This is a genomic window from Streptomyces sp. NPDC057654 (genome assembly GCF_042800135.1).
GTDB lineage: Bacteria > Actinomycetota > Actinomycetes > Streptomycetales > Streptomycetaceae > Streptomyces.
In genome coordinates this window covers 1-6,739 of the sequence record NZ_JBHVHQ010000458.1, presented here as the reverse complement: position 1 = coordinate 6,739, position 6,739 = coordinate 1, and the positions used below count along the sequence as shown (strand labels likewise).

General features: G+C 69.6%; 8 protein-coding genes and 1 pseudogene. 3 read left to right on the top strand and 6 right to left on the bottom strand.

Annotation, left to right across the window (positions count from 1 at the left end; genetic code table 11):
* Window positions 1-639: 639 nt before the first annotated feature.
* The 3 genes from ACFU99_RS27705 to ACFU99_RS27695 all read right to left on the bottom strand — a co-directional run bounded on the left by ACFU99_RS27705 (window position 640) and on the right by ACFU99_RS27695 (window position 2,357).
* Window positions 640-1,290 carry a DNA-3-methyladenine glycosylase gene (locus ACFU99_RS27705; RefSeq protein WP_384396952.1) on the bottom strand — a complete coding sequence of 217 codons (651 nt, stop codon included), beginning with the start codon at window positions 1,288-1,290 and terminating at the stop codon, window positions 640-642.
* A 174-nt stretch (window positions 1,291-1,464) separates the two neighbouring features.
* Complete coding sequence (locus ACFU99_RS27700; protein WP_384396949.1) at window positions 1,465-1,896, bottom strand: barstar family protein; 432 nt, start codon at window positions 1,894-1,896, stop codon at window positions 1,465-1,467.
* A complete protein-coding gene (locus ACFU99_RS27695) occupies window positions 1,893-2,357 on the bottom strand; it encodes a ribonuclease domain-containing protein (protein WP_384396946.1) in 465 nt (154 codons plus the stop codon). Before ACFU99_RS27695 ends, ACFU99_RS27700 begins: the two co-directional genes overlap by 4 nt.
* A gap of 90 nt (window positions 2,358-2,447) precedes the next feature.
* Between ACFU99_RS27695 and ACFU99_RS27690 the strand changes: the two genes are divergently transcribed.
* Window positions 2,448-2,987 (top strand): YbhB/YbcL family Raf kinase inhibitor-like protein, encoded by a 540-nt coding sequence (locus ACFU99_RS27690; RefSeq protein ID WP_384396943.1) that lies wholly within the window; start codon window positions 2,448-2,450, stop codon window positions 2,985-2,987.
* A 408-nt stretch (window positions 2,988-3,395) separates the two neighbouring features.
* A complete protein-coding gene (locus tag ACFU99_RS27685; protein WP_384396940.1) occupies window positions 3,396-3,899 on the top strand; it encodes an HNH endonuclease in 504 nt (167 codons plus the stop codon).
* Between the two features lie 102 nt (window positions 3,900-4,001).
* Here ACFU99_RS27685 and ACFU99_RS27680 read toward each other — a convergent pair whose 3' ends face one another.
* The 3 genes from ACFU99_RS27680 to ACFU99_RS27670 all read right to left on the bottom strand — a co-directional run bounded on the left by ACFU99_RS27680 (window position 4,002) and on the right by ACFU99_RS27670 (window position 6,337).
* Window positions 4,002-4,955 (bottom strand): SPFH domain-containing protein, encoded by a 954-nt coding sequence (locus tag ACFU99_RS27680; protein ID WP_030892970.1) that lies wholly within the window; start codon window positions 4,953-4,955, stop codon window positions 4,002-4,004.
* Window positions 4,956-5,040: 85 nt separating this feature from the next.
* The gene (locus ACFU99_RS27675; protein WP_384396936.1) at window positions 5,041-5,463 is read right to left on the bottom strand and encodes an NfeD family protein; all 423 of its coding nucleotides are present in this window, start codon (window positions 5,461-5,463) and stop codon (window positions 5,041-5,043) included.
* An 82-nt stretch (window positions 5,464-5,545) separates the two neighbouring features.
* Window positions 5,546-6,337 carry an ABC transporter ATP-binding protein gene (locus ACFU99_RS27670; RefSeq protein ID WP_384396955.1) on the bottom strand — a complete coding sequence of 264 codons (792 nt, stop codon included), beginning with the start codon at window positions 6,335-6,337 and terminating at the stop codon, window positions 5,546-5,548.
* 110 nt (window positions 6,338-6,447) lie between these two features.
* On the opposite strand from ACFU99_RS27670, the pseudogene ACFU99_RS27665 reads away from it, so the two are divergent.
* Window positions 6,448-6,739 (top strand): annotated as a pseudogene (locus ACFU99_RS27665) (hypothetical protein); the annotation flags it as partial.

Here is a 6,739-nt window from a genome sequence, read left to right as displayed (position 1 = left end):
AGCCAGGATCAAACTCTCCGTGAATGTTTAGTTCACAGCAGAGCGGCGCAACCCGGCGGAATAAGCCCGGTCGCGCACAGCGTCCTCGCTGTAATGCGCCACCCCGGTCAACAAGTGACCGCGGTGGACTTTTCAAAGGAACCTCAAGCAGAACAGACTGTCCTGCCCGGGGTGTTTTATAGTCTGGCGTTGACTTTTGGCACGCTGTTGAGTTCTCAAGGAACGGACGCTTCCTTCGTGACCGTTTCACCGGTCTCTCCGGGCGCTTCCCTTCGTGTTCTTGCGTTTCCGACTCTATCAGATCCTCGCGGTCCTGATTTCCGCCGGTGCGTTTCGGCCTTTCGGCTTCTTCGCGTTTCCGACTCTACCAGATCCGTTTTCCGTTCCGTTTCCGGTCGGAATTCATTTCCGGTCCCCGTCGGAGGGGATTTGTTCCGCGCCTTTCGGCGTGGTCACTACTTTAGCGGATTTCCCCGGCGACTCATAATCGAGCCGATCGAAGCAATTTTCGGCACAGCCGAATAAGGCCCCGGTTTGGGGAGGTCCTCGTAGTAGTGGTTGTGCCGCCCTGCGGTCCGCGCATACAGCGCTGTCCGTCTCAAGCGGCTCGGGCTACGTTAGGCGGCCCGGGGCCCGGAGTCAAGCGACGGGTGTGCGGCGACGGCGCGGGGTGTGGGCGCGGTACGGGCTGACCGTCGGGTCGCCGTCGATCCAGTAGCGCCATGGGTGGACGCCGCCCTCGCCGCCGACGCCCGTACGGGGGCCGTTGCGGATCAGTGCCGGGTGGGCCGGGGTCCCGGTCAGGACCGACAACGGGGCCCGCGGACCGGCGCAGATGTCGGCGCCGTTGAGGGACCGGTCGATGTCCAGGGCGGTGGCCAGGCGGGCGGGGCCCTTCGTCAGCTCCCTGGCATCGCGTGCCTTGGGGCGTCGCCTGGCGGCCAGTTCCGCTCCGGTCGTCACCTCGCCCGCTCTCAGCAGGACGCCGCTCGCGGTGTCCTCGGGGCCGCACACCAGGTTGAGGCTGAACCACATGCCGTAGATGAAGTAGACGTACGCGTGTCCGGGCGGGCCGAACATCGAGGCGTTGCGCGCGGTGCGGCCGCGATAGGCATGCGATCCCGGATCGGCCTGGCCCGCGTACGCCTCTACCTCTGTAAGGCGGAGTTCGATCGGCCCGTCCGGCGTCATGCGTACGAGCGTGCGCCCCAGGAGGTCCGGCGCCACCTCCAGCACGGGGCGGTCGAAGAAGTCGCGGGTGAGCGGGGCCCGCTCCGGTGCGTCGATCATGCGGATCAAGGCTACTGGAATCCCCCTGCGGAGCGCCGGGCCGAGTGCAAGCGGAACGCGGCGGACGCTGCCGTTCTACCAGGAGATCGAGCTCCACACGACGGGGCGGACGAAACACAGGGGGCGCGTCGCTCGTGTGCGTACGGCGGCGCGCCCCTCTTGTGTCGTCGGGCCTCAGGAGTCCGCGGTCAGCAGCACGGTCATCGGTGAGCCGCCGTCGGCCCAGTGGTTCACCGACTCGGCGAAGATGTCCGCCGCGATGTCGGCGTCCTCGGGCACCGCGGTGCGGAAGGCGTGCCAGCCCTCGACGAGCAGGAGGTAGCCGCGGGCCTCGCCCCACCAGGAGAGGTCGGTGAGGCAGTCGGCGAGGGCGTCCCAGTTGTGGCCGAACCAGTCGGGCAGTTCCAGGTCGGCGGCGCAGCGGGCGAGGAAGGAGTCCTTGTCCGTGACGCCGTGGAGGTTCAGTACGGCGGGCCGCCAGCCGGCTTCGGCGGCGTGGTGGGCGGTGCGGAGGACGGAGACCGGCGGGTGCCAGTGGTAGACGCCGGGCGCGACGGCGCCGCTCAGCAGGCCGGGGATGCCGGCGGCGGGCAGGAGTCCGGTCATGGGCGCACCACCGCTTCGAAGGTCTTGTAGTGGTCGGCGGTGTAGTAGCGCTCTTCGTGGTCGCCGCTGATGATGCGCTGGGCGCCGCGGTTGCGGGCGCCGGGCGTCGGGACGGTGTACTCGTGGTAGTAGCCGCGCTTCTGCTTCGGCAGCCGCTTCTCGTAGTTCCCGAAGACGGTGCCGTCCTTCGAGTACGGGAACGGGCCGCCCTTGTCGATGAGTTGAAGGGTCTTACGGGCCTCCTCGGGCAGCCGGTCCGTGCGGACGGTCTTCATGCCCTTGGCCCAGTCCGGGGTTCCGGCGGCGGAGCCCGGCTGGGACGAGGCGGCCGGGTGGTGTGACGAGGAAGACGTGTGGGAGGTCTGCTTGTCCGACGAGCAGGCGGGCAGCAGAAGCAGGAGCAGCGCGGCCAGTGCGGCGGTCAGGGCGCGTACGTGGTGGTGAAAGAGGCGTCGAAGCACCTCCGTATGGTGTCAGCAGCGCTCCGGACGCCGTCGCTAGGCTGGCGGCTCCAGCGATTCGCACGTACAGCGCGTATAGGAGGTCTTGACGTGTCCGAGCAGCAGCGACGGCCGTTGCCCCACGCTTTCCATCCGCCGGTGGCGTCGTTCACGGTGGTGAGCGACGACGTGTCGCCGGGTGCGGCGCTCCCGGACGGCCAGGTCTTCGACCGGGGGAACACCTCGCCGCATCTGCGCTGGGAGGGGTTCCCGGCGGGTACGAAGAGCTTCGCCGTCACGTGTTTCGACCCGGACGCGCCGACCGGCAGCGGTTTCTGGCACTGGTCGGTCTTCGACATTCCGGCGTCGGTGACGGAGCTGCCGACGGGGGCCGGTTCGGGTGGCATGAAGGGGCTTCCCGAGGGTGCGGTGCATGTGCGCAACGACTTCGGGACGCGGGACTTCGGCGGCGCCGCGCCGCCGCCCGGGGACGGGCCGCACCGCTATGTGTTCACGGTGTACGCCGTGGACCAGGAGAAGCTCGGCCCGGACGCGGACGCGTCGCCGGCCGTGGTGGGCTTCAACCTGCGGTTCCACACGCTGGGCCGGGCCGAGCTGATCGGCGAGTACGAGGTTCCGGCGGCCGACTGAGGTCCGTACGGGCGGAAAATGCGTTGCGTCCGGACGTCCGGGATCGCACAGTGGGACGTGGCCGACGGCTGAAGGCGTCTCGCGCTCCACTGTCGTCGGGCAGCGGGTACCGCAGTGGCGGGGGCGGTGGGGCGTGTCTTCGGGCGCGTCGGCCGTCTGCCGGAGTGCGGCTCCGTGCCGGATGTCCGCGCCTGCTGCCAAACGCTCCGGGTCCCTGGTTTTCACGGGGGAAGGGTCCCGGAGCGTTTTCATGCGCCGCGCCCTTCATGTCCGTCGGCCGACTCCCCCGCGCGTTCATCTTTCGTACGCCTTCCGGTATGCGGATATTGCGTTGTCCGCGTGGTCTGTGCCCGGCACAGTGGTGCCGTTCCCGCCGCTGGGGCGGGAGTTGGCCGGGAGGTGGACGGGATGCGCGAGACACTGGTGCTCAATGCGAGCTTCGAGCCGCTGGCGACGGTGTCGCTGCGGCGGGCGGTGGTGCTCGTGCTCCAGGACAAGGCGGTCGTCGAGCAGGCGCACCCCGGGCTGCGGGTGCGCGCGGCGGCGGTCGAGGTGCCCGTACCGCTGGTGATCAGGCTCAGTCGGTACGTACGGGTGCCGTTCCGAAGACGGGCGGCGTGGTCGCGGCGGGGGGTGCTGGTGCGGGACCGGCACCGGTGCGCGTACTGCGGGCGGCGGGCCACGACCGTGGATCATGTGCTGCCGCGTTCGCGGGGCGGCGGCGACACGTGGCTCAATACGGTCGCGGCGTGCGCGGAGGACAATCACCGCAAGGCGGACCGGACTCCGGAGCAGGCGGGGATGCGGCTGCTGAGCCGGCCGTTCGAGCCGACGCCGTCGGACGCGCTGGTGCTCGCGCTGGACGTACGGGAACGGTCGGCGCTGCCGGAGTGGCTGCCGGTGCCCGCGTGAAGCGCATCGTGGAACGCGCCGTGAAACGCGACGTCCGGTCGCCGCTGGGGGGGGCAGGGCGACCGGACGGTGTCCGTGCGCGGCGTCGTGGGGCTCGTACGGTCAGTCGAGCGGGGGCTGTTCGCGGCGCGGCTTGGTGAGGCCGGCGGGCGCGTCGCCGCCGCCTCCCGAATTGCCGCCGAGGAGGCCCATGTTGCCGACGGCGCCGCTGAGTCCCTTGAGTGCGTCGCCGATCTCGCTGGGGACGATCCAGAGCTTGTTGGCGTCGCCTTCGGCGATCTTCGGGAGCATCTGGAGGTACTGGTAGGAGAGCAGCTTCTGGTCCGGGTCCCCGGCGTGGATGGACTCGAAGACCGTACGGATCGCCTGGGCCTCGCCCTCGGCGCGCAGGGCCGCGGCCTTGGCCTCACCTTCGGCGCGCAGGATCGCGGACTGCTTCTCGCCCTCCGCGGTGAGGATCGCGGACTGCCTGGTTCCTTCGGCCTGGAGGATCGCGGCGCGCTTGTCACGGTCGGCGCGCATCTGCTTCTCCATCGAGTCCTGGATGGAGGTCGGCGGCTCGATGGCCTTGAGCTCGACGCGGTTGACGCGGATGCCCCACTTGCCCGTGGCCTCGTCGAGGACGCCGCGCAGGGCCGCGTTGATCTCCTCGCGGGAGGTGAGGGTGCGCTCCAGGTCCATGCCGCCGATGATGTTGCGGAGGGTGGTGACGGTGAGCTGCTCGATGGCCTGGATGAAGCTGGAGACCTCGTAGGTCGCGGCCCGTGCGTCGGTCACCTGGTAGTAGATGACGGTGTCGATGTTGACGACCAGGTTGTCCTGGGTGATCACCGGCTGCGGGGGGAACGGCACGACCTGTTCGCGGAGGTCGATGCGGTTGCGGATCGAGTCGATGAACGGGACGACGATGTTCAGTCCGGCGTTGAGCGTGCGGGTGTACCGGCCGAACCGTTCCACGATCGCGGCGCTCGCCTGTGGGATGACCTGCACCGTCTTCATCAGCGCAATGAAGACGAGCACCACCAGAATGATCAGGACGATGATGATCGGTTCCAACGTGCTCCCCGCGCCTTCGGTTGCAGATCCGGTTGTCTGAAGATCGATTCTGTCAGAACTCACCCCTGCCGTGCAGGGGTTGAGGTCACATCACGACGGCGGTGGCGCCGTCGATCTCGACGACGTCCACCTGGGCCCCCACCTCGTAGCTCTGATCGGCGTCGAGCGAGCGCGCCGACCAGATCTCACCGGCGAGCTTGATGCGGCCGCTGCCGCTGTCGACCCGTTCGAGGACGACGGCCTGGCGGCCCTTGAGCGCCTCGACGCCGCTCGCCAGCTCCGGCCGCTGTTTGCGGTGCCGGGCGGCGATCGGTCGTACGACGGCGATCAGGGCGACCGAGACGACGGCGAACACCACGAACTGCATCACGGTGCCGCCGCCGATGGCCGAGGTCACCGCGGCGGCGACCGCGCCGACCGCGAGCATCCCGAATTCGGGCATCGCGGTCACGACCAGGGGAATCCCCAGCCCCGCCGCGGCTACGAGCCACCACACCCATGAGTCCACGCGTTCATCGTAGGCGCGCGGGCCCGGTCGGGACAGACCGGCTGTGGACAGCGCGGCGACGAGGGCGGCAGATGACAGGGGATCAGGACAGCGGCAGGCCCTGAGCGGTCCAGCGGTCCCCGTTGCGCGAGACGACCAGGGGGAGGCCGAAGCAGTGGGAGAGGTTGCGGGAGGTCAGTTCGAGTTCGACGGGGCCGGCGGCGAGCACCTTGCCCTGACGGATCATCAGGACGTGGGTGAAGCCGGGGGCGATCTCCTCGACGTGGTGGGTCACCATGACCATGGAGGGCGCGAGCGGGTCGCGGGCGAGCCGGCCGAGGCGGCGTACGAGGTCCTCGCGGCCGCCGAGGTCGAGGCCGGCGGCGGGCTCGTCGAGGAGGAGCAGCTCGGGGTCGGTCATCATCGCGCGGGCGATGAGGGTGCGCTTGCGCTCGCCCTCGGAGAGGGTGCCGAACTTCCGCTCGATGTACTCGGTCATGCCGAGCACGTCGAGGAAGGCGCGGGCGCGCTGCTCGTCGACGTCCTCGTAGTGCTCCTGCCAGCCGGCGGTCATTCCGTAGGCGGCGGTGAGCACGGTCTGGAGGACGGTCTGGCTGCGCGGCAGCTTGTCGGCCAGGGCGATGCCCGCCATGCCGATGCGCGGGCGCAGCTCGAAGACGTCGACCTTGCCGAGCTGCTCGCCGAGGATCTTCGTGGTGCCGCTCGTCGGGAAGAGGTAGCTGGAGGCGACATTGAGGAGGGTGGTCTTGCCGGCACCGTTGGGGCCGAGGATCACCCAGCGCTCCCCCTCCTTGACCGACCAGGAGACCTGGTCCACCAGAGCCCGGCCCTCGCGGACCACTGATACGTCCACCAGCTCCAGCACATCGCTCATGAGCGCGTTGTCTCCCATTGCAGTCTCGATCGTCGCGGGCGCCGGTAGGCGCAGCCCCCGTATAAAACCTACGCCACCGGGTGTCAGTGCCAGTCCTTAGGCTGGGGACCATGCTCGATGAACCTCGCTCAGGACGGCTCGCCGCGTGGGGAAACGCCCTCATTGCCGGACTTGTCCCGCCCGATGACGCCGCGCATCACATCACGGGCGACGATGCCGCCCACCGTGTCGCCGGGCTGCCCGGCGAGTCCGGGCCGGTCGGACTCACCCTCGCGCTCGGGCGGCTGCGCGCGCTCGCGGCGGCCGGGCTGCGCGTCGCGCTGCCGGTGCCCGGCCATCCGCTGGGGCTCAGCGGCCCCCCGGAGTTCAACGCGCGGGCGCTGGAGGCCGAGGAGGCGGTGC

What these genes read in the sequence shown, in the direction of transcription:
- ACFU99_RS27705 (WP_384396952.1), bottom strand. Translation starts at nt 1,290, where the DNA reads ATGATCGACGCACCGGAGCGGGCCCCGCTCACCCGCGACTTCTTCGAC.
- ACFU99_RS27700 (WP_384396949.1), bottom strand. Translation starts at nt 1,896, where the DNA reads ATGACCGGACTCCTGCCCGCCGCCGGCATCCCCGGCCTGCTGAGCGGC.
- ACFU99_RS27685 (WP_384396940.1), top strand. Translation starts at nt 3,396, where the DNA reads ATGCGCGAGACACTGGTGCTCAATGCGAGCTTCGAGCCGCTGGCGACG.
- ACFU99_RS27670 (WP_384396955.1), bottom strand. Translation starts at nt 6,337, where the DNA reads ATGAGCGATGTGCTGGAGCTGGTGGACGTATCAGTGGTCCGCGAGGGC.